This window comes from Nonomuraea sp. NBC_00507, from assembly GCF_036013525.1.
In the GTDB taxonomy this organism is placed as follows: domain Bacteria; phylum Actinomycetota; class Actinomycetes; order Streptosporangiales; family Streptosporangiaceae; genus Nonomuraea.
On the sequence record NZ_CP107853.1, the window covers coordinates 2008682 to 2032774 of the forward strand.

25 protein-coding genes and 2 riboswitches are annotated in these 24093 nt (G+C 68.7%); of the genes, 18 read left to right on the forward strand and 7 right to left on the reverse strand.

The annotated features are described in order from the left end of the window. Window positions 1-57: 57 nt before the first annotated feature. The 5 genes from folP to OHA25_RS10305 are packed head-to-tail and all read left to right on the forward strand — an operon-like array spanning window position 58 to window position 2668. A complete protein-coding gene (gene folP, locus OHA25_RS10285; protein WP_442942095.1) occupies window positions 58-915 on the forward strand; it encodes a dihydropteroate synthase in 858 nt (285 codons plus the stop codon). After that, on the forward strand, window positions 912-1358 hold the full coding sequence (locus OHA25_RS10290) for a nuclear transport factor 2 family protein (protein WP_327587340.1): 447 nt from the start codon (window positions 912-914) through the stop codon (window positions 1356-1358). Before folP ends, OHA25_RS10290 begins: the two co-directional genes overlap by 4 nt. Beyond that, window positions 1348-1713 carry a dihydroneopterin aldolase gene (folB, locus tag OHA25_RS10295; RefSeq protein ID WP_305917336.1) on the forward strand — a complete coding sequence of 122 codons (366 nt, stop codon included), beginning with the start codon at window positions 1348-1350 and terminating at the stop codon, window positions 1711-1713. The genes OHA25_RS10290 and folB overlap by 11 nt, the downstream gene beginning before the upstream one ends. Further along, a complete protein-coding gene (gene folK / locus OHA25_RS10300) occupies window positions 1710-2213 on the forward strand; it encodes a 2-amino-4-hydroxy-6-hydroxymethyldihydropteridine diphosphokinase (RefSeq protein ID WP_327587342.1) in 504 nt (167 codons plus the stop codon). The genes folB and folK overlap by 4 nt, the downstream gene beginning before the upstream one ends. After that, window positions 2210-2668 carry a DUF3180 domain-containing protein gene (locus OHA25_RS10305; protein ID WP_305917334.1) on the forward strand — a complete coding sequence of 153 codons (459 nt, stop codon included), beginning with the start codon at window positions 2210-2212 and terminating at the stop codon, window positions 2666-2668. Before folK ends, OHA25_RS10305 begins: the two co-directional genes overlap by 4 nt. On the opposite strand, the gene OHA25_RS10310 is transcribed toward OHA25_RS10305, so the two are convergent. Next, on the reverse strand, window positions 2653-3762 hold the full coding sequence (locus tag OHA25_RS10310; RefSeq protein WP_327587343.1) for an acyltransferase family protein: 1110 nt from the start codon (window positions 3760-3762) through the stop codon (window positions 2653-2655). The genes OHA25_RS10305 and OHA25_RS10310 overlap by 16 nt on opposite strands. Continuing rightward, window positions 3759-4904: an NADH-quinone oxidoreductase subunit D gene (locus OHA25_RS10315; RefSeq protein ID WP_327587344.1), complete on the reverse strand. Its 1146-nt coding sequence runs from the start codon at window positions 4902-4904 to the stop codon at window positions 3759-3761. Before OHA25_RS10315 ends, OHA25_RS10310 begins: the two co-directional genes overlap by 4 nt. 122 nt (window positions 4905-5026) lie before the next feature. Between OHA25_RS10315 and OHA25_RS10320 the strand changes: the two genes are divergently transcribed. Continuing rightward, the gene (locus OHA25_RS10320) at window positions 5027-5653 is read left to right on the forward strand and encodes a DoxX family protein (protein WP_327587345.1); all 627 of its coding nucleotides are present in this window, start codon (window positions 5027-5029) and stop codon (window positions 5651-5653) included. Between the two features lie 47 nt (window positions 5654-5700). Here OHA25_RS10320 and OHA25_RS10325 read toward each other — a convergent pair whose 3' ends face one another. Continuing rightward, on the reverse strand, window positions 5701-7005 hold the full coding sequence (locus OHA25_RS10325; protein ID WP_442942096.1) for an aminotransferase class V-fold PLP-dependent enzyme: 1305 nt from the start codon (window positions 7003-7005) through the stop codon (window positions 5701-5703). 45 nt (window positions 7006-7050) lie between these two features. Continuing rightward, a riboswitch (SAM riboswitch) is annotated at window positions 7051-7166 on the reverse strand. A 113-nt stretch (window positions 7167-7279) separates the two neighbouring features. Here OHA25_RS10325 and OHA25_RS10330 point away from each other — a divergent pair. Both OHA25_RS10330 and OHA25_RS10335 read left to right on the forward strand, forming a co-directional pair. Continuing rightward, window positions 7280-8041 carry a TerC family protein gene (locus tag OHA25_RS10330; protein ID WP_327587346.1) on the forward strand — a complete coding sequence of 254 codons (762 nt, stop codon included), beginning with the start codon at window positions 7280-7282 and terminating at the stop codon, window positions 8039-8041. Continuing rightward, a complete protein-coding gene (locus OHA25_RS10335) occupies window positions 8041-9231 on the forward strand; it encodes a cytochrome P450 (protein WP_327587347.1) in 1191 nt (396 codons plus the stop codon). Before OHA25_RS10330 ends, OHA25_RS10335 begins: the two co-directional genes overlap by 1 nt. Window positions 9232-9284: 53 nt before the next feature. Here OHA25_RS10335 and OHA25_RS10340 read toward each other — a convergent pair whose 3' ends face one another. Next, a complete protein-coding gene (locus OHA25_RS10340; RefSeq protein WP_327587348.1) occupies window positions 9285-10247 on the reverse strand; it encodes an SAM-dependent methyltransferase in 963 nt (320 codons plus the stop codon). 183 nt (window positions 10248-10430) lie between these two features. On the opposite strand from OHA25_RS10340, the gene OHA25_RS10345 reads away from it, so the two are divergent. The 5 genes from OHA25_RS10345 (at window position 10431) to OHA25_RS10365 (ending at window position 16130) form a co-directional block, all read left to right on the forward strand. Beyond that, a complete protein-coding gene (locus OHA25_RS10345) occupies window positions 10431-10652 on the forward strand; it encodes a chaplin (protein ID WP_305917327.1) in 222 nt (73 codons plus the stop codon). Between the two features lie 316 nt (window positions 10653-10968). After that, window positions 10969-11859 (forward strand): Rossmann-like and DUF2520 domain-containing protein, encoded by an 891-nt coding sequence (locus OHA25_RS10350; RefSeq protein ID WP_327587349.1) that lies wholly within the window; start codon window positions 10969-10971, stop codon window positions 11857-11859. Between the two features lie 28 nt (window positions 11860-11887). Further along, window positions 11888-12724, forward strand: a complete 837-nt coding sequence (gene panC / locus OHA25_RS10355; protein WP_327587350.1) for a pantoate--beta-alanine ligase — start codon at window positions 11888-11890, stop codon at window positions 12722-12724. 100 nt (window positions 12725-12824) lie between these two features. Next, window positions 12825-15344, forward strand: coding sequence for an L-aspartate oxidase (locus OHA25_RS10360; protein WP_327587351.1), 2520 nt, complete (start codon window positions 12825-12827; stop codon window positions 15342-15344). 3 nt (window positions 15345-15347) lie between these two features. Further along, entirely contained in the window at window positions 15348-16130 is a 783-nt protein-coding gene (locus OHA25_RS10365; protein ID WP_305917323.1) for a type III pantothenate kinase, read from the forward strand. A gap of 57 nt (window positions 16131-16187) precedes the next feature. Here the strand turns inward: OHA25_RS10365 and OHA25_RS10370 are convergent, their stop codons facing one another. After that, complete coding sequence (locus OHA25_RS10370) at window positions 16188-16670, reverse strand: hypothetical protein (protein WP_327587352.1); 483 nt, start codon at window positions 16668-16670, stop codon at window positions 16188-16190. A 156-nt stretch (window positions 16671-16826) separates the two neighbouring features. Here OHA25_RS10370 and lysX point away from each other — a divergent pair, with 156 nt between their 5' ends. Both lysX and OHA25_RS10380 read left to right on the forward strand, forming a co-directional pair. Continuing rightward, window positions 16827-18308: a bifunctional lysylphosphatidylglycerol synthetase/lysine--tRNA ligase LysX gene (gene lysX / locus OHA25_RS10375; protein ID WP_327587353.1), complete on the forward strand. Its 1482-nt coding sequence runs from the start codon at window positions 16827-16829 to the stop codon at window positions 18306-18308. Between the two features lie 920 nt (window positions 18309-19228). Continuing rightward, window positions 19229-19441 carry a LuxR C-terminal-related transcriptional regulator gene (locus OHA25_RS10380; RefSeq protein WP_157251897.1) on the forward strand — a complete coding sequence of 71 codons (213 nt, stop codon included), beginning with the start codon at window positions 19229-19231 and terminating at the stop codon, window positions 19439-19441. A gap of 4 nt (window positions 19442-19445) precedes the next feature. Here the strand turns inward: OHA25_RS10380 and OHA25_RS10385 are convergent, their stop codons facing one another. Next, window positions 19446-20489: a C40 family peptidase gene (locus OHA25_RS10385; protein ID WP_327587354.1), complete on the reverse strand. Its 1044-nt coding sequence runs from the start codon at window positions 20487-20489 to the stop codon at window positions 19446-19448. 5 nt (window positions 20490-20494) lie between these two features. Next, window positions 20495-20645, reverse strand: a riboswitch (cyclic di-AMP (ydaO/yuaA leader). 277 nt (window positions 20646-20922) lie between these two features. Between OHA25_RS10385 and OHA25_RS10390 the strand changes: the two genes are divergently transcribed. Beyond that, window positions 20923-21480 (forward strand): amino-acid N-acetyltransferase, encoded by a 558-nt coding sequence (locus OHA25_RS10390; protein ID WP_327587355.1) that lies wholly within the window; start codon window positions 20923-20925, stop codon window positions 21478-21480. Here the strand turns inward: OHA25_RS10390 and OHA25_RS10395 are convergent. Further along, window positions 21477-22640: a hypothetical protein gene (locus tag OHA25_RS10395; protein WP_327587356.1), complete on the reverse strand. Its 1164-nt coding sequence runs from the start codon at window positions 22638-22640 to the stop codon at window positions 21477-21479. The two genes, OHA25_RS10390 and OHA25_RS10395, sit on opposite strands and share 4 nt — an antisense overlap. Between OHA25_RS10395 and OHA25_RS10400 the strand changes: the two genes are divergently transcribed. Together OHA25_RS10400 and OHA25_RS10405 are read left to right on the forward strand one after the other, a co-directional pair. Further along, complete coding sequence (locus tag OHA25_RS10400; protein WP_327587357.1) at window positions 22635-23153, forward strand: RDD family protein; 519 nt, start codon at window positions 22635-22637, stop codon at window positions 23151-23153. The genes OHA25_RS10395 and OHA25_RS10400 overlap by 6 nt on opposite strands. A 109-nt stretch (window positions 23154-23262) precedes the next feature. Continuing rightward, window positions 23263-23751, forward strand: coding sequence for an RDD family protein (locus OHA25_RS10405; protein ID WP_327587358.1), 489 nt, complete (start codon window positions 23263-23265; stop codon window positions 23749-23751). The last annotated feature ends 342 nt before the right edge of the window (window positions 23752-24093 follow it).

Here is a 24093-nt window from a genome sequence, read left to right on the forward strand (position 1 = left end):
TCCACAAGTGGGGACCCGCCATGTCAGCAGGTGTGGCGGAACGCCTAGGCTTGGCCCATGACTAGCGTGCCCATCAACGCGCCGGATGGTGCGGAGCGGTGCCTCGTCATGGGTGTGGTCAATGTGACCCCCGACTCCTTCTCCGACGGCGGGTTGTGGTTCGACGAGGCGGCCGCCATCCAGCACGGCTTCGAGCTGGTCGAGGAGGGGGCCGACATCATCGACGTGGGCGGTGAGTCCACGCGTCCGGGGGCGGCCAGGGTGTCGCTGGAAGAGGAGCTGGCCAGGGTCGTCCCGGTGATCAGCGCGCTGGCCGCCGAGGGTGTTCAGGTCAGCGTCGACACGATGCGCGCGGAGGTCGCCAAAGCCGCCGTTGAGGCGGGCGCGCGGCTCGTCAACGACGTGAGCGGCGGCCTGGCCGACCCGGAGATGCCGCGCGTGGTGGCGGCGACCGGTGTCCCCTACGTGGTGATGCACTGGCGCGGCCACAGTCATGACATGGAGACCAGGGCCGTCTACACGGACGTGGTCACCGAGGTGCGCGAGGAGCTGAGCAAGCGGGTGGACCTGGTGCTGGCCGAGGGGGTGTCGCAGGAGCAGATCGTGCTCGACCCCGGCCTCGGCTTCGCCAAGAACGCCGAGCACAATTGGGCGGTGCTGGCCGGCATCCCGCACTTGGCCGAGCTGGGATATCCGCTGCTCATCGGCGCGTCACGCAAACGGTTCCTTGGGCGGCTGCTGGCCGCACCCGACGGCACACCCCGGCCGTTCAGCCGCAGCGACGACGCCACACTGGCCGTGACCGCGCTGGCCGCGCACGCAGGCGCCTGGTGTGTCCGTGTGCACGAGGTCGGCCCCAACGCCGACGCCGTGCGCGTGGCAGCCGCATGGAGGAGAGCGGGAGCAGGCACATGAGCGTGGACACGGCCGCGATCGAGACGGTCAACCAGGAGTTCTACACCGCGATCGAGAGCGGCGATCTCGACAAGATGACCGACATCTGGGCGGAGGACACGGCCGACGAGCAGGTGAGCTGCGTGCACCCCGGCTGGACGCTGCTGTCCGGCCGGCAGGAGGTGCTGCGGTCGTGGGCGCTGATCATGGCGAACACCACCTACATCCAGTTCGTGCTGACCGACGTCAACACGACGGTGCTGGGCGACGTCGCCGTGCTCACCTGTGTGGAAAACATCTTGACGGCCGGCGATGAGGGCGAGTCGAGTTTCGCCGCAGGCAAGGTGGTGGCCAGCAACGTCTACGTCCGCACCTCGCAGGGCTGGCGGCTGTGGATGCACCACGGCTCGCCGGTGCTCCAGGGAGATGAGGACGAGGAGGAGGAAGGCGAGCTTGAGCGCTGATCGCATCGCTCTCAAGGGCCTGCGGGCCAGGGGGAGGCACGGCGTGCTCGCTGCCGAGCGGGAGCTCGGCCAGGAGTTCGTGGTCGACGCGACGCTGTTCCTCGACACCGCTCCGGCCGCGGCCGGCGATGACCTGACCAAGACCGTCCATTACGGCGAGCTGGCCGAGGCCCTGGTCGGGGTCGTGGAGGGCGAACCGGTCGAGCTGATCGAGACGCTCGCGCAGCGCCTGGCCGAGGTGTGCCTGGCCAGCGAGCTGGTGCACAAGGTCGAGGTCAGCGTGCACAAGCCGGCGGCGCCGATCCCGCTGCCGTTCGACGATGTGATCGTGACGATCGAGCGGAGCCGGGCATGAAGGCCGTCCTCGCGCTGGGCAGCAACCTGGGCAACAGGTTCCAGATCTTGCAGGGCGCTGTGGACGTCCTGTTCGACGCCCCTGACCTGGAGTTCGTCAGGGCGTCGCCGGTTTACGAGACCGACCCGGTCGGCGGCCCTCCTGGCCAGGATCCCTACCTCAACGCCGTCGTGATCGCTGAGACCATTCTGGAGCCGCACGCGCTCCTGGAGCGGGCGCTCAGCGTGGAAAACGCCTTCGGGCGCGAGCGCGCGGAGCGCTGGGGACCGCGCACGCTCGACGTGGATTTGATCGTCGTAGGCGATCTCGTCTTCGACGACCCCGACCTGACGTTGCCGCATCCGCGCGCCCACGAGCGCGCGTTCGTGCTCGCCCCCTGGGCGGATGTGGATCCGCAGGGCACGGTGCCCGGCCACGGCCGAGTGTGCGACCTGCTGGAAGGGCTCGACAAGCAGGGCGTACGCCTGCGCTCCGACCTCACGCTGCAGAGGCCGGATTGAGGCCCACACACCCCGGCCGGCTGGTCGGCATCCTCGTGGTCGTCGCCCTGCTCACCTGGGTGGCGGTCCGGCAGTTCTACTCCGACCTGCCGCTCCTGCCGTGGACGGCGATCCCGACGGTGTTGCTGCTGGCCATCGGCGAGGGCTACAGCGCCTGGGTCACCAAGGCGCGCATCGCCAGGAAGCCGGGCACCAAGCCGGTGGAGCCGCTGGCGGTGGCCAGGCTGGCCGCGCTGGCCAAGGCGTCGGCGTACGCGGGGGCGGTGTTCGGCGGGCTGTTCGCCGGGTTCGCGCTCTACACGGTGCAGATCCTGGACCGTGAGACGCCGCGTTCGGAGTTCTTCATCGCAACGGGTTCGCTCGTGGCCTGCGTGGTGCTGGTCTGCGCGGCGCTCTATCTGGAGCACTCCTGCCGCACCCCGAAGGATCCGCAGGACAGTCAGACACCGGAGTAGTTCTCGTCCTGCCTTTGCTTGACAGGTGTGCGGCGGCGGCCGAAGAGGTAGATGACCGGAGCGGTGCAGATCAGGGGACCGATGATGGCGATGGGGCGCTCCAGCCACCATCTCAGGTCCGGCGGGATCGTGCTGCCGAGGGTGCCGAAGAGCCACCACGACAGGCCCAGCGCGATGGACATCCCGGTGGTGTGGAACAAGTACAACGCCAGGGCGTACCGATTGATGAAGTCGTTGGCCCGGCGCCAGCGCGGCCGTTCGAGCACCCGCTCCATCGCTGGCCGGAGCACCTCGACCAGCCCGATCTGGAACAGCAGCAGGGCCACGATCACGAAGGTCGGCGGCGCCATGTTGGACCATTTGTCGCCGGGCACCCCCACCATCGACCCCGGGTAGATGCCCGAGTACACCAGCCCGAACAGGGCGAACAGGCCGGTCCACAGCAGGGCGACGTCGTAGCGCCTGGGCAGGGTCACGATCCGGTCGTAGAAGAACCCGGCCTGGTGCGCCAGCCCCCACACCAGGATCATGTTGAGCCAGCCCACCCCGTCCACGCCGTACCGGAAGCGCAGCACGTCCACCACCAGGGCCGCGCCGCCGAGCCAGATCAGGGCCAGCACGTCGTAGCGCTGGTGCAGCCACAGCGCCACCGGAAGCAACGCGATCAGCATCAGGTAGACGGCGAGGAACCACAGCGGGCTGAGCACCAGCACCACCACACGCCACATCCAGTCCACCTCGAACGTGAACGTGACCGCCGCCCCGACCGCGACCCACACCCCGGACAGGAACAACGCGGGTAAGGCCAGAGCCCGGATTCGCCGCCAGACGAACGACCCGATGCCCACGCCGCGCTCCCGGGCCCGGTGCCAGGACAGCAGGTGCACATGCCCGCCGACGTAGAAGAACAGCGGCAGCACCTGCAGCAGCCAGGTGAGGATCCACAGCCCCGAGGTGAAGCCGAGCGGGCTGGTCGGCTCGGGGCCGTGCGGCTTCCACACGAGAATCGTGAACGCCCAGTGCCACCCCACCACGACGATCAGGCTCAGCGCCCGAAGCCAATCGACGTATTTGTCGCGTTCTGGGGGGTTCACTTGTCGATATCACCCACAACGAAGAACATCGAGCCCAGAATGGCCACCATGTCGGCCACGAGGTGCCCGGGCAACATTTCCCGCAGCACTTGAATGTTGCTGTACGAGGCCGAGCGCAGCTTGAGCCGCCACGGCGTCTTGTCGCCCTTGGAGACCAGGTAGTAGCCGTTGATGCCGAGCGGGTTCTCGGTCCAGGCGTACGTGTGCCCCTCCGGCACCTTGAGCACCTTCGGCAGTCGCTGGTTGATCGGCCCCGGCGGCAGCGAGCGCAGCCGCTCGACGCAGGCGTCGGCCAGCTCCAGCGAGACCTTGAGCTGCTCGAACAGCACCTCGAACCGGGCGTGGCAGTCACCCCCGCTCCGGGTGATGACCTTGACGGGCAGCTCGGGGTAGGCCAGGTACGGCTCGTCGCGGCGCAGGTCGAAGTCCACCCCAGAGGCCCGGGCGACGGGACCGCTGACGCCGAACTGCATGATCTGCTCGTGCGTGAGCACCCCGACGCCCTTGGTACGGGCCAGGAAGATGTCGTTGTGCAGGATGAGGTTCTCGATATCCGGCACGCGGCGGCGGGTCTCCGCGACCGCCTCCGACACCCGGTCCAGCCAGCCGAGCGGCAGGTCCTCCTTGAGCCCGCCGACCCGGTTGAACATGTAGTGCATGCGCCCGCCGGAGATCTCCTCCATGACCGCCTGGATCCGCTCGCGCTCGTTGAAGGAGTAGAAGATCGGCGTCATCGCGCCCAGCTCCAGCGGGTAGGAGCCGAGGAACATCAGGTGGCTGAGCACCCGGTTGAGCTCGGCCAGGAGCGTACGCGCCCACACGGCCCTGACCGGCGGCTCCATGCCGAGCAGGCGCTCGGCGGCAAGCACCACGCCCAGCTCGTTCGCGAACCCCGACAGCCAGTCGTGCCGGTTGGCCAGCATGATGATCTGCCGGTAGTCGCGGACCTCGAACAACTTCTCCGCACCACGGTGCATGTAGCCGATGATCGGCTCAGCGGTGGCGATGCGCTCGCCGTCCAGTGTCAGCCGGAGCCTGAGCACGCCGTGCGTTGACGGGTGCTGCGGGCCGATATTGAGGATCATGTCCTCGGTGGCCAGCTCCTTGGCGCCCGCACCGATTCCGACCACGCGTTCCGTCATATGGCCATGCTGCCACCGTCCCAGTTGGTGATCCAGGGTGGGGGATGGTCAAGGAATGGTATGGAAACGCATCCCTACTGCGGTCTTGGGGAGGAGTCGGGGGAACGGGGGGAGATAGCACGATGAAGAAGGTTCTGTTCGATGTCGCTGTCTTGATCGCGCGGGTGGCGACGGGCGTGGTCTTCATGGCGCACGGCTTGCAGAAGTGGCAGCACGGACTCGGCGCCACCGCGCAGGGCTTCAGGGAAATGGGAATCCCGTTGCCCGAACTCTCGGCCGGCTTCGCCAGCGTCGTCGAGACCGTGGGTGGCCTGTTCCTGATCCTCGGTCTGCTGGTCCGGCCGGTCGGCCTGCTGCTGCTCATCAACATGCTCGGTGCGATCGCCTTCGTGCACTCGACGAAGGGGATCATGGTGACCGAGGGCGGCTGGGAGCTGGCGGGTGCGCTGGGTGCGCTGGGCCTGCTGTTCCTGGCGGTCGGCGGCGGGCGGATCGGACTTGACGCGCTGTTCGGGGCGATATTCCGGCGTCGTGCGGAGCGCCGGGCCGCGGAGGGTGGCATGAGCGCGGGCGCTCACCGGCGCGGCGGAGGTCCGCTGACGCCCTCGGAGCCCACCACCTCGGAGCGGCCGAACGTGCCCAGGCAGCCGACGGCGTCCAGGTCGGACGTGAGCGACGAGGAGATGCGGGACATCGACGCGCTGGTCTCCGACGACCAGCCGGAACACCGCAAGCCGCCGAACCGGTGAACCGGTGAACCGCTGAACCGGTGCCGCTGAGCCGCCGACCCGGCTGCTCAGCGGGAGACCAGGTCCCGCAGTGCCTCGACCAGCCGGTCCACGTGCTCCTGCGTGGTGCCGATGCCGATCGAGGCCCGCACCGCGGACGTCGTGCCGTCCTCGCATCCGGCGTCCTCACGGTCGTGCCCGCTTCGGCCCAGCAGGTGCCGCACGAACGGGTGCGCGCAGAACTTCCCGTCGCGCACTCCGATGCCGTACTGGCTGGACAGCGCCTCGGCCACCTCGCGAGCCGAGTACCCGTCCACGGTGAACGACACGATCCCCACCCGAGGGTGGTCGTCCCCCCACAGGGACAGCTCCCGCACGCCCTCGATCGAGGCCAGCCCCGACCGCAGCCGGGCCAGCAGCCGCTCCTCCTCCCGTACCAAGGCGGTCCAGCCGGTGGCGGTGAGCGCGTCGCAGGCGGCGGCCAGCGCGATCGCGCCCAGCACGTTAGGGGTGCCCGCCTCGTGGCGCGGCTCGGGGTCGTCGTGCCACTCCGCCTCGTCCTCGACCGAGCGCACCGCGCCCCCGCCCTTGAGGTACGGCTCCCCGTCGGCCAGCCAGTCCCGGCGCCCGATGAGCACTCCGGCCCCGAACGGCGCGTACAGCTTGTGGCCGGAGAATGCCACATAGTCCAGGTCGAGCGCGGTCAGGTTGAGCCGCCGATGCGGTACGAGCTGCGCCGCATCCACCAGAATGCGGGCCCCGTGCCGGTGTGCGATGTGGGCCAGGGCGGCGATGGGCCACAGCTCGCCGGTGACATTGGACGCGGCGGTGACCACGAGCAGCTTCGGGCCCTCGATCCCGGCCAGCGCCTCGTCGGCGGCGCGGACGGCCTCGCCGGGGAAGGCGGGCGGCGCCAGTCGTACGGACTTCCGCCAGGGCAGGAGCGAGGCGTGGTGCTCGGTGTTGAAGACGACGGTGGTGGTGCCCGCGGGCAGGCAGCCGGCCAGCAGGTTCGTGGCGTCGGTGGTGTTGCGGGTGAAGATCACGGCGTCGTCGGGACGAGCGCCGACGAACGCCCTGACCGTGTGGCGGGCCTGCTCGTACCTGGCGGTGGTGAGCTGGGAGGCGTAGCCGGCGCCGCGGTGGACGCTGGAGTAGGCCGGGAGCGCGGCGGCGACGGCGGCGCTGACCGGCTCCAGACAGGGCGCGCTGGCCGCGTAGTCCAGGTTGGCGTACCCCACCAGCCGGCCGCCCTTGACCGGCACCTGGAGGTCGGCCCCGAGCACCGCGGGAATCGGCCGGCTCGCGGCGGCGGCCTGGGTCTCGCCCGAAGCCTGGGCGGGGACGGAGTCGAAGATCGTCAGCGTGGACACGGCACATCTCCCTCAGGGACCATCGGACCCCTGGAGCAGCCATGGAGCCCGCGCTTGCCCGCCACACCGCGTGGCGGACCAGGTCTTCACCCGGGGCACCCCGCCGCGGACGCGAGGGTTGCCGGCCAGCTAGCCGGGGCTTGTCGCTGGCACTCATGACCTACGCCCGCACTATAACCCAGTTCCCACGGCAAAACGCAAACCGGCGAACTTTGACGGCTCTTGACTCGTTGCTACCGGGAACCGCAAAGCCGCAGGTCATGGAGGTAAGCAGATGTTCGACTGGGTGACCGACCCGCAGATCTGGATCGGATTCTTCACCCTGGTGGCCTTGGAGATCGTGCTAGGCATCGACAACATCATCTTCATCTCCATCCTGGCCGGGAAGCTACCTCCCGAACAACGGGACAGAGCCCGCGTCCTCGGCCTGGCCGCGGCCCTGATCAGCCGGCTGCTCCTCCTGCTCGGCCTGTCGTGGGTGGTGCAGCTCACTCAGCCGCTGTTCGCCGTCTTCGGCCACGAGATATCGGGACGTGACTTGATCCTGCTGCTCGGTGGCCTGTTCCTGCTGGCCAAGAGCGTCACCGAGATCGGCCAGAGCATGGACGCCCCCGCGGCCAAGGACGGCAAGAAGACCGCCGCCGTCACCTTCACGTCGGTGATCCTGCAGATCATGGTGCTCGACGTCGTGTTCTCGCTCGACTCGGTCATCACCGCGGTCGGCATGGTGAACGACCTCGGCGTGATGATCGCGGCCGTCGTGGTGGCGGTGCTGGTCATGCTGTTCGCCTCCGGGCCGATCAGCCGGTTCGTGGACCAGCACCCGAGCATCAAGATGCTGGCGCTGGCGTTCCTGGTGCTGATCGGCGTGGTGCTCATCGCCGAGGGTCTCGACCAGCACATTCCGAAGGGATACATCTACTTCGCGATGGCGTTCTCGGTCGTCGTCGAGCTGCTGAACATCCGGATGCGCGGCAGGCACGCCAAGCAGTCCGAGCAGCAGGAGGCGGAGCCGGAGGCTTCTACTATGAAGTAGTGCGCTTTGATCCCTGGAATCCGGATTTTGTGGCCTACCCGTACCGGGTCTACGACGAGCTGCGGCGCGAGGCGCCCGTCTGCTACTTCGAGCCGACGAACCAGTGGTTGATCTCGCGCCACGCCGACGTGAACACCCTGCTCAGGGACCGCCGTCTAGGGCGGTCCTTCCTTCACGTGGCCACGCCGGAAGAGTTCGGCAGGCCGACCGAGCCGGACTTCCAGGAGCCGTTCTGGCGCGTGATCAGGGCGGGCATGCTCGACGTCGAGCCGCCCGTGCACACGCGGCTGCGCCGGCTGGTCTCCAAGGCGTTCACGCCGCGCATGGTCGAGTCTCTGCGCCCGCGCGTGCGCGCGATCGCCGCGGGCCTGGTGGACACGTACGTGGAGAAGGGCGGCGGGGATCTGATCGCCGAGGTCGCCGAGCCGCTCCCGGTGACCGTGATCGCGGAGATGCTCGGCATCCCCGACGGGGATCGTCACTTGCTGCGCCCCTGGTCGGCCGACATCTGCGGCATGTACGAGCTCAACCCCACGCTCGAAGCCCAGCACACCGCGGTACGCGCGGCCGCGGAGTTCGCCGATTACCTCAAGGCCCTGGCCCGCGAGCGGCGGCGCCGCCCGGGCGACGACCTGATCAGCGCGTTGGCCGCGATCGATGAGCTGACCGAGGACGAGCTGGTCGGCACGTGTGTCCTGCTGCTCAACGCCGGCCACGAGGCCACCGTGAACGTCACGGGCAACGGCTGGTGGTCGTTGTTCAGGAACCCCGGCGAGCTGGCGCGGCTGCGTGCCGACCGCTCCCTGCTGCCCACGGCCGTGGAGGAGCTGATGCGCTGGGACACGCCGCTGCAGATGTTCGAGCGGTGGGTGCTGGAGGACATCGAGGTCCACGGCGTGACGATTCCGCGCGGGTCGGAGGTCGCGCTGCTGTTCGGCTCGGCCAACCGGGACCCTGCGGTGTTCGAGGATCCCGACCGGCTGGATGTGGGGCGGGTGGACAACCCGCACATCTCCTTTGGGGCCGGCATCCATTTCTGTCTGGGCGCGCCGCTGGCCCGCATCGAGCTCATCGAGTCGTTCGGCGCGCTGCTGGACCGGGCGGCCACGCTGGAGCTGCGCCAGGAGCCGGTCTGGAAGCCCGGCTACATCATCCGCGGCCTGCACGCCCTGGAGCTGACCGCCGAGTGACGTGAGGGGAGTCAGCCGAATCCGCCGTCCCGGCGCCGTCGGCCCAGGCCTGCTCACCGTCGCTGGTCGAGCCAGCCGAACCCGCCGAGGCCCGACGGGTCGATGAGCTCCCCTTCCTCCGACGCCCTGGCCAGGGCCCGCAGGTAGGCGCGCGGATCGGTGCCGGCCAGCTCCATGGGCGGCCGGGCGCCGGTGATCCCCAAGGCCCGCAGAGCGTCACGCTGTGTGGACAAGGTTGTGGATATCGCGCCGGCCCGCCGCCCCGCCGCGGCGCACGCGTCGAGCGCGACATGGGCCGTGATATCGCAGGTCCCGTCGGGAATCGGGGAGACGACGGCGCCGTCGCGGTATCCCGTCAGCGTGCCGCACATCGGCCGGTTATCCACAGGGTGTGCATAGTCGATGGCGATGGCCCGACCCCTGGTAAGGCGGGTCACGACCGAGGCCCAGGCCTCGTCACGGGGGCGGCCGATCTCCGCCCGTGAGCCCACCCGGGACAGCGGCCACCACCGATCCATCCACTCCCGGTCGGCGGGCCGCAGCGGGCCGCCGAGGCGCTCCTCGCCCGTACGGATGTTCACCAGGACGAGTCGCGGGCCGTCGGGCGTCTGCTCGGCCACGTCCACCGGGACGTTGTCGAGCCACTCATTGGCGATGGCCAGCCCCGTGATGCGCTCCGGCAGGCCGCGGCGCCAGCCGATCCGCTCGGGAAGGGCCTGCGGCCTGGGGGAGAGGTCGACGGCCGTGACCCGCAACCGGTCGCGCAGCGCGGGGTCGGCGGCGGCCAGCACTTGGGCCACCAGCGCGCCCTCTCCCGCGCCGATGTCGACCAGGTCGAGCGTCTCGGGCTCACCCAGCTCGGCGTCGAGCTGTCTCAGCAGCGCCAGCACCGCGTCAGCGAACACCGAAGAGGCGCTGACCGAGGTGCGGAAGTGGCCCGACGGGCGCTCTCGGAGGTAGAAACCCGCCTCGCCGTACAACGCCCGCTCCGTCGCGGCGCGCCACGTGAGCCACATGTCTTGGACTATCTCACGAGTTCCGCCTGACACGGACAGTCATTGTTTGACTACTCATTGCTGTCACCTTGCGCTACTGTTACCCAGCGTCATCAGTTGATCGCAGTCCGCCAACCCCCCACTGGCGGAGTCGATCGAAGCAAGCATCCGCGGCCCGGTGCCGCGAAACCGAGAGGAGCTCTCATGCTGAAGAAGATCCTGGTCGTGGCCGGAGCCGCCGCCATGCTGTCGCTGGCCGCCCCGCCGGCGCACGCCGACATCACAAGCGGCAGCGGCGGCGTGCTTTCCGGCAACCAAGTGCACGTTCCGATCAGCATCCCGATCAACGTCTGCGGCAACGCGGTGGCCGTTCTCGGCCACGCCATCGCCGGCTGCAAGGGCGGCGCCAAGGTGATAGGTCACTGATCAACGAAGAGAGCCCGGGCCGGCGCGGTCCGGCCCGGGCTCCCGGTCCTGGCCGGTCAGTCGGCGGATGAACCCGGCCAGGCGCACCTCCAAGGGGCGCAATCGTATGCGGGCGTCGGGTCCTGCCAGGACTCGGCGCCCGCGGCCATGCGATGAACCCCTCTCCTCATCTCTTCCGACAGGGGGTGCACTATTTGTCTGCCCTTGCCCCTTTTGTCGTTAACTCAACATGCGGCAAAGCACCGGTCACATCTGTAGTGCTGAGAGGCCGTTACGCTGGTCGGCAGTGCCATTTGCTCGACAGGGGTGTGACGTCATGGACGCAGGGGATCGCCCGGCACGGCTGACCGTCGGCGTGCTCGGCTCGGGCAAGGTCGGCTCGGCTCTCGGCGCCGCGTTGGCGCAGGCAGGACACCGGGTCGTGGCCGCGAGCGGGGTTTCGGACAACTCCCAGCGATGGGCCTCGGAGCGGCTCGGCGTCACGCTGTCGCGTCCCGACGAGGTCGTGGCGGCGGCCCAGCTGATCCTGCTCACCGTGCCCGACGACGCGCTGCCCGACCTGGTCAACGGCCTGGCCACCACGGGAGCCGACCTGAAGGGCAAGCTCCTGGTGCACACCAGCGGGGCCTACGGGCTGTCCGTGCTCGATCCCGCAGCCAGAGTCGGCGCGCTGCCGCTCGCGTTGCACCCGGTGATGACGTTCACGGGCCGCGACGACGACCTCAACAAGCTCACCGGCATCTCCTACGGCGTGACCGCGCCCGACACGCTGCGCCCCATCGCCGAGGCCCTGGTGATCGAGATGGGCGGCGAGCCGGTCTGGATCGCCGACGCCGACCGTGCCCTTTACCACGCGGCGCTGGCCGGGGCGGCCAACCACATGGTCACGCTCATCGCGGAGTCGCAGGAGCTCCTGGGACGCATCGGCGTCGAGCACCCGGGGCGCATGCTGGGCCCGCTGCTCGGCGCCGCGCTCGACAACGTGCTGCGGCTGGGCATCGCCGGCCTGACGGGACCGGTCGTGCGCGGCGACGCCGGGACCGTGCGCAAGCATGTGGACGCGCTGATCCTGGCGGCTCCGGAGGCGGCCGACGCCTACATCGCGCTGGCCAGGCTCACGGCCGACCGCGCGCTGGCCGCCGGCCTGCTCAAGCCGGAGGAGGCGGAGCGCCTGCTCGACGCTCTCGGGGGCAACATATGGACCTGACAGCGAGGCCGTGAAGAGGGAGGGCTCTATGGATCTGATCGTCGCCAGGAACCGGGACGACCTGGTCAAGGCGCGCGCCGGTGGCGAGGTGGCCCTGGTGCCGACCATGGGCGCCTTGCATGAGGGACACCGGTCGCTGATCAGGCTCGCCCGGGCCCGGGCCGATCAGGTCGTGGTCAGCATCTTCGTCAATCCCCTGCAGTTTGGGCCAACCGAGGATTTTTCGCGATATCCCCGTACGTTTGACGCCGACCTCGAGGTGTGCCGGTCCGAGGGCGTGGGCGTGGTGTTCCATCCGTCCGCCGAGGACATGTACCACCCTGATCGCCAGGTGAGCCTTCTCTCCGGCCGGATGGGCGAGATCGTCGAAGGCGCCTCGCGGCCGGGGCACTTCGACGGCGTGCTGACGGTCGTGCTCAAGCTGTTCAACCTGGTCCAGCCGCACGTGGCGATCTTCGGGCAGAAGGACGCCCAGCAGCTCGCGCTGATCCGGCGGATGGTGGCCGACCTCGACGTGCCGGTCGAGATCGTCGGCGCACCCACCGTACGCGAGCCCGACGGACTGGCCCTGTCCAGCCGCAACCGCTATCTGTCCGCCGCGGACCGTCAGGTGGCGCTGGCGCTGTCCCGGGCGCTGCGCGAGGGCGCCGCCGAGCCGGCCCCTTCCAGGATCCGGGCGGCCGCGCAGCAGGTGCTCGACGCGGCGGGCCCCGAGCTCGACGTGGACTACCTGGTCCTGGTGGACCCGGCGACGTTCACCGAGGTAGAAGAGTCGCACACGGGTGAGGCGGTGCTCGCGGTGGCCGCGAGGGTCGGTGGCACGCGGCTGATCGACAACGTCACCCTGACCTTGAACCCCGTCTGAGGCGGATTACCGTCAAGGTCATGACCGCCCCGGGGCATGCACACGCCGCGCCGGGCGTTATCGTCATATTGACGAAATCGCCTCAGTGAGGAGACCCCGAATGAGCGCACCGGCGATTCCCTTGCGGCTGACCGCTCCCGCGCCCGGCTGGACCGCCGAGGCCGACCTGGTCGTCGTGGGCTCCGGCATCGCGGGCCTGACCGTGGCCCTGCACTATGCCGAGCTGGAACCGGCCGCCAAGGTCATGGTCGTCACCAAGGACGTGTTGTCGGCGGGCTCAACGCGCTGGGCCCAGGGCGGCATCGCGGCCGTGCTCGACCCGCGCGACACGCCTGAGGAGCACCTGAACGACACGCTGCTCGCCGGGGTCGGCCTCTGCGATGTGCAGGCGGTGCGGACGCTGGTGACCGAGGGCCCCGCCGCGCTGCGCCGGCTGATGGCGCGCGGCGCCAATTTCGACCGCACCCCCGACGGGAAGCTCCAGCTCACCAGGGAAGGCGGGCACCGGCGGCGCAGGATCGTGCACGCCGGCGGCGACGCCACGGGCGCCGAGGTGCAGCGGGCGCTCATCGAGGCGGTGCGGGCCGCCTCGATCGAGGTGATCGAGCACGCGCTGGTGCTCGACCTGCTCAAGGACGCCGAGGGCCGGGCCAGGGGCGTGACGCTGCACGTCATGGGGGAAGGGGCGCGCGACGGCGTCGGCGCGGTGCTGGCCAGGGCGGTCGTGCTGGCCACCGGCGGCATGGGCCAGGTGTACGCCGCCACCACCAACCCCATGGTCTCCACCGGTGACGGGGTCGCGCTCGCGCTGCGTGCCGGGGCCGTGGTGCGGGACATCGAGTTCGTCCAGTTCCACCCCACCGTGCTCTGGCTCGGGGAGGGCTCGACGGGCCAGCAGCCGCTCATCTCCGAGGCGGTCAGGGGCGAGGGCGCGGTCCTGATCGACCACGACGGCAACCAGTTCATGGAGGGCGTGCACGAGCTGGCCGACCTGGCGCCGCGCGACGTCGTGGCCAAGGCGATCATGCGGACCATGCGCGCGACCGGCCACGATCACGTCTACCTCGACGGCCGTCACTTCGGCCGGGACAAGTGGGAGAGCCGGTTCCCGACGATCTACGCGGTCTGCCGGGAGCACGGCATCGACCCGGCCACCGAGCCCATCCCGGTGGCCCCCGCCGCCCACTACGCTAGCGGCGGCGTGCGTACGGACCTGCGCGGGCGTACCTCGATCGCGGGCCTGTACGCGTGCGGCGAGGTCGCCTGCACCGGCGTGCACGGTGCCAACCGGCTGGCCTCCAACTCCCTGCTCGAAGGGCTGGTCTTCGCCGAGCGCATCGCCGAGGACATCCACCAGGCACGCCCGGCGCCGGGCGACCCGGTCGCGAGCCGGTCCGCGCCCGGGCTGGCCGACCCCAGGATCAGAACGAGGGTCCAAGCCCACATGAGCACCGGGGCGAGCGTGCTGCGCAGCCGCGAGTCGCTGCTGGCCACGGCCAGGGCGCTGCGTGAGGCCCGCTGGACCCCCGTCGAGGTGCCGCCCTGCACCGAGTCATGGGAGGCCACGAACCTGCTGACGGTCGCCACCGTGCTCACCGGCGCGGCGGCGGCCAGACTGGAGACGCGTGGCTCACACTGGCGCGAGGACCACGACACCCGTGACGACGACGAATGGCTGGGGCACCTGGACGTGACCCTGACGGAGGAAGGCCCCCGCATGACGTACACGCCGCACGGGATTCCCGCGCGCCTGACGCAGGAGCTCGCCGTCGCCGGTCTCGACGCGGCCGAGGTGGACGCGCTGATCGACCGGGCGCTCGAGGAGGACCTGCAGGACGCGGGCGACGTGACGAGCCTGGCCACCATCCCGGCCGCGCAGCGTTCGACGGCTGACGTGGTGGCACGCAAGGACGGCGTCGTGGCCGGGATGGCCGTGGCGGAGGCGGTGTTCGTACGGCTGGGCGCGGGGCGTACCGAGCGGAGGGCCAAAGACGGCGAGCGGGTCCGGGCGGGCGACGTGCTGATGACCGTCGAGGGCCCGACGCGGGCCCTGCTGACGGCCGAGCGGACCGCGCTCAACCTGCTCACCCACCTGTCCGGGGTGGCCACGCTGACCGGCAGGTGGGTCGAGGCCATCAGCGGCACGGGGGCGCGGGTGCGTGACAGCCGCAAGACGCTGCCCGGGCTGCGGGCACTGGAGAAGTACGCGGTGCGCTGTGGCGGCGGCGTCAACCACCGGATGTCGTTGTCGGACGCCGCTCTGATCAAGGACAACCACGTGGTGGCGGCGGGCGGCGTGGCCGAGGCGTTCAGGGCGGTCAGGGAGCGGTACCCGGATCTGTCCATCGAAGTGGAGATCGACCGGCTGGACCAACTGGAGGCCGTGCTGGACGAGGGAGCCGAGGAGATCCTCCTCGACAACTTCACCATCGAGGACACCGCGCGCGCCGTACAAGTCGTGAAAAATCGGGCGAAAAACAGGGTTGCCGTCGAAGCCAGCGGGGGATTGACCTTGGAATCGGCTCGCCAGGTGGCCGAAACTGGCGTTGACTACTTGGCGGTGGGAGCGCTTACGCACTCGGCGCCGGCCCTGGACATCGCACTGGATCTGCGGGGGTAATTGATGCTGCTCACGATCGACGTCGGCAACACGCACACGGTGTTGGGGCTGTTCGAGGGCGAGGACGTCATCGAGCATTGGCGGCTGGCCACTGACGCCCGTCGCACCGCCGACGAGATCGCAGTCGTGCTCCAAGGGCTGCTGGCGCAGTCGCCGCTGCTCAAGGGGACCGACATTGATGGCATTGCCATTTGCTCCACGGTCCCGAGCGTGCTCAACGAGATGCGCGAGATGTGCCGTCGCTACTACGGCGACGTCAACGCGGTGATCGTGGAGCCGGGCATCCGCACCGGCGTGCCCGTGCGCATGGACAACCCCAAGGAGGTCGGCAGCGACCGCATCGTCAACGCGCTGGCGGCCATCGACCAATACGGCGGCCCGTGTGTCATCGTCGACTTCGGCACCGCGACCTCGTTCGACGCGGTGTCGGCCAAGGGCGAATACGTCGGCGCCGTCACCGCGCCCGGCATCGAGATCTCGGTGGACGCGCTGGCCGCCGCCGGGGCCCAACTGCACAAGGTGGAGCTGGTCAGGCCGCGCTCGGTGATCGCCAAGAACACGGTGGAGGCTCTGCAGGCCGGCATCATCTACGGCTTCGCCGGACAGGTGGACGGCATCGTCGAGCGCATGACGGCCGAGCTGGCCGACGACCCCGACGAGGTGACGGTGGTGGCCACCGGCGGGCACGCCGCGCTCGTGGTCGGCGAGTCGCGCTCGATCGACGTGCACGAGCCGTGGCTGACCCTCATCGGCCTGCGCCTGATCTACAACAGGAACACCACATAGGACAAGCGGCCCTCCGCTCGGGTACGAGGGCCGCTTGTGCATATGACCGCGTGAGGATTACTCGCTCTCGGCGGTGTAGAGGTACTGCCAGGGGCCGCACTTCGTCGGGTAGTTGCTGTGCACCCCGATCTGGCAGACCTTCGCCCGCAGGCTGTAGACGTCGTGCTCCTGGAAGTGGAACTTCTTGTAGCCGGGGAAGCCGCAGTACTTCTTGTAGTACGCGGGGGACCAGTCGTGGTCGAAGTCGCTGGCCTCGAACTTCACGAACGCGCACTTGCCGCCCTCGTTGTAGGTACGGTTGTCCAGGTCGTACAGCTTGCCGTAGAGGTGGACCTCATTCGACTCCCCGTCGTGGTCCCAGTTCACGGTGACCTGGCCGTGGGCCTTGGCCAGGCCGTGCTTGGCGTAGACCGGGCCCCAATACTCCGAGTAGTCGTCGTAGTCGGACGGGGTGCTGGCGGACGCGGCGGCCGGAAGCGACAGGGCCACGGCCGTGGTGGCGGCGATGGCGAGGGCGCCTGTCGCGATCTTCTTCAACATCTTCTCTCCTTGAGCTCCCCTGGGCCGGCTCCCTGCCGGCTCCCCCCTGAGCTCGTGAGTCATTGATAGAAGAGGTCTCTTGCAGTGTTCCTGCGTGCTCCCTGCAGGGGACCGACGAGTCCTTGCAGTTCGCCATATCCCCTACGCTTTGTTGTTGTGAGCGACGAACTTCCTGAGCAGATGCGGATCCGGAGGGAGAAGCTCGACCGCCTTCGCAGCGAGGGCGTCGACCCTTACCCGGTGAATTTCCCCCGTACGGCGACCAACGCCGAGGTGAGGGACAAATACCAGGGCCTGGAGCCTGACGCCGCCACCGGTGACACGGTCGCGGTCGCGGGCCGCGTCATGCTCAGCCGCGTGGGTGGCAAGCTCTGCTTCGCCACGCTCAGGGACGGCGAGGCCGATCTGCAGGTCATGATCTCGCTCGACAAGGTGGGCGAGGAGTCGCTGGCACGCTGGAAGCGCGACGTCGACCTGGGCGACCACGTCGGTGTGATCGGCGAGGTCATCACCTCGCGCCGCGGCGAGCTGTCCATCCTCGCCGAAAGCTGGCAGATCACCGCCAAGTGCCTGCGCCCCCTGCCGGAGAAGCACGTCGGCCTCACCGACCCCGAGGCCCGCGTCCGCCAGCGCTACGTCGACCTCATCGTCAACGACGAGGCCAGGAAGATGGCCCGCATCCGCAGCGCCACCGTGCGCGCGGTGCGCGACTTCTGGCACGACGAGGGCTACCTCGAGGTCGAGACGCCGATGCTGCAGCCCATCCACGGCGGCGCGACGGCCCGGCCCTTCAAGACCCACATCAACGCCTACGACATGGAGCTCTATCTCCGCATCGCGATCGAGCTCTACCTCAAGCGGCTGGTGGTCGGCGGCATCGAGAAGGTCTTCGAGGTCAATCGCAACTTCCGCAACGAGGGCGCGGACTCCACGCACAACCCCGAGTTCACCATGGTCGAGGCCTACGGCACCTACCTCGACTACAACGACATGGCGGACCTGACGCAGCGGATGTACCAGAAGGCCGTCCTGGCCGCCCTGGACACGTCCGTGGTCGTGCACGACGGCGTCGAGGTGGACCTGGGCCTCGCCCAGTGGCCGCGCATCACGCTCTACGGCGCCGTGTCGGAGGCCGTGGGCGAGGAGATCACCACCTCCACCACGCTGGAGGAGCTTCGCAAGATCGCCGACCGGCGCGAGATCCACTGGGACCCGAAGTGGGGCTCGGGCAAGATCGTGCAGGAGCTCTTCGAGGCGCTGGTCGAGCACACGCTCATCCAGCCCACGTTCGTCATGGACTATCCGCTGGAGACCTCGCCGCTGGCCCGCCTGCATCGGGACAACCCGCTGCTGACGGAGAAGTGGGACCTGATCGGCTTCGGCACCGAGCTGGGCACGGCCTACTCGGAGCTCAACGACCCGATCGACCAGCGCCACCGCCTGATGGAGCAGTCCTTGCTGGCCGCCGGCGGCGACCTGGAAGCCATGCAGCTCGACGAGGACTTCTTGCAGGCGCTGGAATACGCGATGCCGCCGACCGGCGGCATGGGCGCCGGCATCGATCGGATGATCATGGCCTTCACCGGCAAGAACATCCGGGAGACGATCCTGTTCCCCCTGGTCAAGCCGACCCGCTGAGCCGAGAGACGGGCGCGCGGCCGGTCCTGCGCGCCCGCCCGGTGCCACATCGGCCGCGTGGCCGGCAACTCGGCCTTGGTGAGCTCCTCGATCCGTGCCAGAGCGCTCAGGAGATCGTCGCCGGCGCGCCTGCCTGATCGCGATGAGGTCGCGGAAGTAGGCGCCAAACTTTCTTCTGGCCCGGCCGGTTTCCGATACGAGCTCTTCTGTAAGCATCGGGTCAAGGCTGCGAGCCAACATTTCGCTCCAGCCGCTGGAACATTCACAGTCCTCTGGAGGCACCCCGAGCATCTCGGTGATGACCATGGTAGGCGAAGCCGGAAACCAGCTCCGTCTCGTCCGGTAATGCGCCGATCAGCTCGGTGGCGATCACCCCGATGCGGGAGCGGAGCCGTTCGACTATGCACGGCGTGAACGCCTCGCCGACCGGAGCGCGCAGTCTGGTGTGGTCGGGTGGGTCCGTCCAGAGGGCCGATTCAATGGGCTGACCTGGGTCTCTTCCGTACAGAGGGTCGGAGCCGTGGCCGAAGCGGAGCATCGCTCCGCAACGTTCGTGGGTGGCGGCGACGAGCGGCCCGCGCGGGTGCGGAAGATCGCCCCGCGAGCGCTCAGCTCGCGGTAGCGCGCGTCTGGCTCGCGCAGAAAGTCCGGATCGCTCGGATCAAAACCAGGACGTCTGCCAGGCTCATCCGTCCCGGGCCGGGGCCTATTGGACCGTTCTATAGGATCGCTCATTGCGCCGACGGTCTCGTCGCCATATGGCGAGTTCGTCACATATAACGGATCATGTCAATAGTGCCCGTCAAGTGCGAAGATTCTGGCGCTTGACGACCTTTCCGGGATGCGTTTACCGTCTGCGAGACGAGCGGCTTTGGCCCGTTGTGAGGTCCGAGTTCTGCTGTTGGGGGGGAGGGCTCCCGATGGATGTGCTCACTGAAGGCGTCGAGCTGAGCCATGCGGATCTGGCGTTGCTGGCGGAGCTGGCCAAGGGGGTTACGGTCGATCGCGTGGGGAGACGTTTGGAGATCAGTGGGCGGACAGTACGCCGGCGGTTAAGGGGCATCTGCGACCGCATCGGCGTGGCCACGGCCATTGAGGCCGTGGCCTGGGCGGCGCGGCGTCAGCTGATCTGACGCCTCAGTCGGCGATGCGCACCGCGCCGGCGTACGGGCGGTTGGCGATCGAGGCGATGTGCACGACATCACCTGTGCGCGGGGCGTGCACCATCATGCCCCCGCCCAGGTAGATGCCGACGTGATGCAGGTCGCTGTAGAAGAACACCAGGTCGCCCGCGCGTAGCTCGGACCTGTCGATGTGCCGGCCCGCGGTCCACTGGTCACCGGTGTAGTGCGGCAGCGAGATGCCGACCCGCTGGAAGGCCGCCATCACCAGGCCGGAGCAGTCGTAGGAGCTGGGGCCCTCGGCGCCCCAGACGTACGGCTTGAGCTGCTGCGTGAGTGCCCACCTCGCGGCCTGGGCCGCCTTGCCGTTGCCGGGGATCGGCAGGTTGATGTGCACGCGCTTGCCGGCCCGGCCGGCCTCTCCCATGGCCCGCCTGAACAGGTCGCTCTCGGCCTTGGCCACCAGCTTGGTGATCTTGTCGCGCTTGCCGTCGAGGTCCGCGACGATCTTCTGCAGCTCCTCCATGCGGGTCTTGGCGCCCGCTCTGGCGCGTTCGGCGGCGTCCATGGCCTTGGCGAGCTGGTTGACCTGCTCGGCCTGCTGCTGCTCCAACGCGTACGTGGTCGCGGCCTGATCGAGGAACTTCTCGGGGTCGGTCGACGAGGTGAATGCCAGCGCCCTGCTCAGCCCACCGGAGATGTAGGCGTTCTGAGCGAGCAGGGCGGCCTTGGCGCGCTTGGCGGCGAGGTCCGCCTCGCTGCCGGCCAGCGTCTTCTGGGCGGCGTCGGCCGCCTTCTGCGCGACCTTGTATTTCTCCCGCTGCCCGTTGTACTGCTCCGTCAGCGTCTCGATCTCGACGTGCAGCTTCTCGACCTGGTCGGAGAGCTCCTTGAGCGAGGGGTTGGGATCCGCGGACGCCGGAGCGGCGGCGGGGATGGCGATCAGGAGCGCGGCCACTGTGATGCTCACCACGCCGAGGCGGCGTGCGAGCCAGGCCCGTTCCGGAGGGCGGGCATGCCTGCCCGCCGACTTCCTCCCACGGCCGTGCGTACGCTTCACCAACCAGCTCCTCTCATTGACGCCTACCGGGTTAGCTGACGGGTTCGGGCCGGAGCAGCCCTACCGAAGAACTCGGATTCACCCCGATGGTGGCGTGCGAAGCTCGCCACCGGTGGATCCCCGGCTCCCCATGCGGGAATTGGGCGTGTCTCCCGCGTGCGCCACGCGGGGAACGTTGTCGCTGGACACTAATGCACTCCGGGTTCGTGCTCAACCAGAACTGCTCGATCTGTAGAGGTTTCACAACTGGCGGGTCACAAGGTGATCTCGTGATCAGCCATGCAGGAGAGACCTTATGTCCCCTTTGTCATTGCTTCTGCCGAACGCCGGAAGACGCCGGGCTCGTGTCCATGTGGCTCGTGGCACGTCACAGGATGGGGCCAGACATGGGAGTTAGGACCGAACCGTAATGACATCTGTACTCTGGAGAGCCATGGAACAGGTGGCCGAACTGACGACGCCGGAGACCGCGGTGGTGGTCCGGCGTGCCCGCACGCCCGACGTGCGGAGGATCAGGCGCCTGGTCGACACCTATGCGGGCGCCGGCCCCCGGCTCCTGGAGAAGACCACAGTGACCCTGTACGAGGACGTACAGGAGTTCTGGGTGGCCGAGCGGGGCGGGCAGGTGGTCGGGTGTGGCGCGCTCCACGTCCTGTGGGAGGACCTGGCCGAGGTTCGCACGGTGGCCGTCGATCCTGAGTGCCGGGGCATGGGGATCGGCCACCGGATCGTCTCCGCGCTCATCCGGCAGGCGAACGATCTGGGACTGCGGCGTGTATTCTGCCTGACTTTTGAGGTCGACTTTTTCGCGCGGCACGGCTTCCGCCCGATCCAGGGCACGCCGGTCTCGCCTGAGGTCTACGCCGAACTGCTGGCTTCGTACGACGAGGGTGTGGCGGAGTTCCTCGACCTGGAGCATGTGAAGCCGAACACCCTGGGCAACACCCGCATGCTGCTCCACCTGACATCGGGTGACGCTGACCTTGACTAGCTGGAAAGGTGATTGTTGATACCTATGTCGATACGTTGGGCAGCACAGGGCATGTGTCCTGACACGTGCCACATGCGCACTCGAAGCGAGGTGACACGGTGAGCACCGGACAGCCGCCGTATCCACAGGACGAATCGGGCGAGAACTCTGCACCCGGAAATCCCCAGTACGGGCAGCAGAACACGGGCCGCCACCCCGGCGAGCCCGACCCCGACGTCACTGTGGTCGGCTACCGGGCGGACGACGCCTATGGCCAGCAGCCCCCATACGGCCAGCAGGGCTACGGACAGCAACAGGGTTATGGCCAGCAACAACAGCAGTACGGCCAGCAACCCGCCGCCGACGCCCAGTACGGGCAGCAGCAGGGCTACGGCCAGCAGCCGGATTACGGTCAGCAGGCGCAGCACGGCCAGCAGGGCTACGGCCAGCAACAGCAATACGGCCAGCAGCCGCAGTATGGTCAGCAGCCGCAGTCGCAGCCCGACTACGGCCAGCAGCAGGGCTACGGTCAGCAGCCGCAGTCCCAGCCGGGCTACGGCCAGCAGCCCGGCTATGGTCAGCAGGCTCAGTCCCAGCCCGACTATGGGCAGCAGGGCTATGGCCAGCAGGCGCAGTCCCAGCCGGGCTACGGCCAGCAGCCCTCCTCCGGGCAGTACGGCGCCCAGCAGCCGCAGTATGGCCAGCAGCCCCAGGCGCAGCCCGACTACGGCCAGCAGCAGGGCTACGGTCAGCAGGCTCAGTCCCAGCCCGACTACGGTCAGCAGCCGGGCTATGGCCAGCAACCGCAGTCGCAGCCGGGCTACGGTCAGCAGCAGGGCTACGGTCAGCAGGCGCAGTCCCAGCCCGACTACGGCCAGCAGCAGGGCTACGGTCAGCAGGCGCAGTCCCAGCCCGGCTACGGCCAGCAGCAGGGCTACGGTCAGCAGGCGCAGTCCCAGCCCGGCTACGGCCAGCAGCAGGGCTACGCTCAGCAGCAGCAGGGCTACGACCAGCAGGGTTATGGCCAGCAGGCGCAGTCCCAGCCTGGCTACGCCCAGCCTCAGTACGGCCAGCAGCAGTACGGCGACCAGCAGTACGGCCAGGCCTACGGGCAGCCGCAGCAGGCCGCCTATGGCCAGCCGGGCTACGGCCAGGCCTACGGGCAGCCGGTCGGCGTGCAACCTCCTGGCGCACCGGCTCCGCTGGCGGAGTGGTGGCAGCGGCTGGTGGCGAGGATCGTCGACGGTGTGATCTTCGGCGTGGTGATGGGCCTGGTGTCCTTCATCTTCGGGCTGTTCCTGGTCGCGAGCTACAGCTCGACCACCGGGGCGAGCACGGGCCTGTTCGGTTCGTTCGTCATCGGCATCCTGATGTCGGTCGTCCTCACCCTCGTCTACGTCGGCTACGACTTCTTCATGCACAAGATGAAGGGTCAGACCGTCGGCAAGATGATCATGGGCATCAAGGTCGTCCAGGTCGGCGGCCCGGTGCCGCCGGGCGGCATCCCCAACGACGTGGCGCTCAAGCGCGCGCTCGTGACGTGGGGCGGCTACATCTTCTACTGGATTCCCTTCGGAACGCTCCTCGGTCCCCTTCTGTGCGGCCTGAACGGCGCCTCCATGCTGTGGGACAAGCCGCTGCAGCAGACGTTCGCGGACAAGTTCGCGCGCACCGTGGTGGTGAAGATCAAGTAGTCCTCCCGCACGTAAACATAGGGGCCGGCTTCCCGCCGGCCCCTATGTTTTGTCCGCGGGGCCGTACCAGAATGGGACGGAACCCCGAGCCGGAGGCGAGGTGGAGGTTATGGCCGGGACGCCGCCATGGGCGATCTCGCTGCCGGCGGAATGGTGGGAACGGCTCGCCGCCCGCCTGATTGAAGCGCTCGTCTTCGGGGTCTTCTATTACATTCTGTTCATTGCGCTCTGGGCCATCTTCCGAACTGTCGGGGTGCTGGAGGTGTTCGGCGGTCGCCTGCCCGGCGTGTGCGCGTGGTTCGGGGCCGGACTGGCTTATGCCGGCTACGACTGGCGGGCCCATTTCAGGCACGGCAGGACGTTCGGCAAGGCGATCATGCGGATTCGCCTGGCCCCGGCGAAGCTCACGCCGGGAGCGGCGCTCAAACGATCCCTGGTCTATCCGGGGCCGCTCATGCTCATGGGCATTCCAGTGGTCAATCTGCTGGCCGGAATGCTGCTGTTCGGCGTCGGGCTGCTCATCCTGATCGACAAGCCGCTGGAGCGGGGGCCGCATGACAGGCTGGCCGGAACGCGCGTGGTAAAAGATCTTCGCTGAGCCTTCCGGGGCCTGCGCCGACGCCTTATCGCAAAATTTTCCCTTGATCCGGTAAGGAGCCTGGAGAGACTGGCATTAGGCTATGGGGCGTCCGGGTTGCCGGATGTTGGCGCACCTGCCGCACGCAGGGCATCTGTGTGCCGCTATGGTCGGGTGAGGGCGGTTGTCGCCTTGCTCATGAGGACCGTCGCGCTCCTCCGGGGCCGCGCACGCGCTCATATAGCGCCCCCGAAACCCCGCTAGCCGTGGAGGCGAGGACGAATGGAAGCCCTAACAGACGTATTGTCGGCGCTCATCCCTCCGGTCGTGGTCGGTGGAGCCTTCATCTTTGGCGTAGTGAAG